The sequence below is a fragment of the Roseovarius halophilus (ex Wu et al. 2025) genome (genome assembly GCF_047086965.1).
The window spans coordinates 1-1,782 of record NZ_JBKOTX010000433.1 but is presented as its reverse complement, the minus strand read 5'-3'; the positions used below and the strand labels follow the sequence as shown (position 1 = coordinate 1,782).

The window sequence follows — 1,782 nt, the reverse complement described above, 5'->3', positions numbered from 1 at the left end:
GGTATCTCTCCGGTCGGGCTACGCCCTCCCTACGAAACACCACCCCAGCGTTCTCATCCTGATTGACGCTCGACTCTCACCTTGTTTGTCGCGCGGCAGGCTGACGCCGGACTGTATGCCCGGCGCCGTGCCGCGCTGTGTACCCGTGGAAATAAAGCGCAATCGGCATGGGGATCATGCAACGACTGTAGTGGTTGGGACCGAGCGGGTGCTGTCACGCGGGAAGTGGCGGACCGTGGAGGTAAGGGCATGTCCGGTGACCTACCGTCCCTATCCAGAACAGATCGAAGCCGCGCGGCGCGACTATCTAGCTTGGCGACAGGCGCTGGGCTGGGTGCGAGATGGACTTCAGAGTGGGGGAATGCTGCGAGAAGTTGAGGTGGTGGAAGGGATGCCACGGGCTAGACCGTGAGCAAAGCCCGAGGGCCGATAGCTTGCAGAACGCTAATCAAACAAAAGTTGACTATTGGCAAGGGGCGGTATAAACAATGAGTATAAACGTGCCAAACAGCCCAACACACAAACAGAAAGCAAGCGGACACAATGGTGACCATAACCAATAAGATCAAGAAGATCGGCAACGGCCATTTCCTACCGCTGTCGGCAGCCACTATGGACGCATTGCAACTGCGCGCCGGACAGCAGGTTACGCTTTCAACGGATGACGGCACACTGATCGTGCGTACCGTCAACGACAATTACACCAAAACGCGTGAGGCAGCGGCTAAGGTCACCCAAAGATATCGGCGAACCCTTGTTAAGCTTGGTCGCGAAGGCGAAACGGTGTGATCGAAGAAGACAACGGATACACTTGGCCTAATGCCGATGCGATCTTGGACGAGACTTCGGCGTTCATGGAGACCATGGGACATCGCATGGTCTTGAACGACCGCGATGCCTTCGAAGCAGGCCTCGAGCGAGCAAGGTCAGCCGCTGAATACGAGCCAGAAGCACGGTTATCCTACCTAGCCGCCTTGATGTATGATGGAATCGCGACACGGCACGCGTTGATGGATGGCAACAAGAGGGCGGCTGCGATCGCGTCTTTGACATTTATTGCAGTGAATAGCTCTTTCTTGGATGTGTCCGAGAACGAACTTGAGGCCAAGCTGCGCGCGCGTGTCGCCGGCGAGCTGAGCGTCAGTGACTTGGCAGATTATTTCGAGGCCAATATCTATCCAGATATCGAGTAGTCGGATCAGCAACGCGTAGAGCACGGGTAAGATGAGCCGTCGTACTGTCAGCACAGATGCAGAGCTGGACCAAGCTCTTTGCGAAATCGAAGGGTTCTTCGACGTCCCCCCAGTGCCTGGGTCAAAGGAAGCCGATGCGTTTGGTTCCCTCACTGAGGCAATTGCAGACTTCGAAGACAAAGCCTACCCAACGACTGATCCCAAATAACATCACCGTCGCCGAATACCCCCCCTCCTCTGGTTCCTCCTGAGGCTTTTACGTATACAGGGGGGCTCAGCGCGCGATTTCGCTAGCGACTGGATTCCTCACCGGGGAATCCACCTGGAATCCACCCCGACCTGTCGACTCGGATTTCTGACTCGTTATCAGGCACTTGTTCGGTCGCCGGTCTGGCCAGGTGGATTCCTCGAAGGAATCCAGGGAAGCCACCCACGCGGAATCCACCCACGCGGAATCCACCCTGGCCGGAAGCCACCCGAGGAAGCCACCGATTGAGCAACCTGAGGTCTGGAAATTCTGCTGAGAGCGGGTCATGCATCCTGGCATTCCCATTTGATGTAGGCCTTCGTTTCGGAGGCCCATTTTTCG

General features: G+C 56.6%; 2 protein-coding genes and 1 pseudogene. All 3 read left to right on the top strand.

The window, feature by feature from the left end; translation table 11 throughout:
• Nucleotides 1-85: 85 nt before the first annotated feature.
• Nucleotides 86-412, top strand: a pseudogene (locus ACH107_RS32540) (hypothetical protein); the annotation flags it as partial.
• Between the two features lie 131 nt (nucleotides 413-543).
• Nucleotides 544-789, top strand: coding sequence for a hypothetical protein (locus ACH107_RS32535; protein ID WP_412509738.1), 246 nt, complete (start codon nucleotides 544-546; stop codon nucleotides 787-789).
• On the top strand, nucleotides 786-1,193 hold the full coding sequence (locus ACH107_RS32530) for a hypothetical protein (protein WP_412509737.1): 408 nt from the start codon (nucleotides 786-788) through the stop codon (nucleotides 1,191-1,193). Before ACH107_RS32535 ends, ACH107_RS32530 begins: the two co-directional genes overlap by 4 nt.
• Nucleotides 1,194-1,782: the final 589 nt, after the last annotated feature.

What these genes read in the sequence shown, in the direction of transcription:
- ACH107_RS32535 (WP_412509738.1), top strand. Translation starts at nt 544, where the DNA reads ATGGTGACCATAACCAATAAGATCAAGAAGATCGGCAACGGCCATTTC.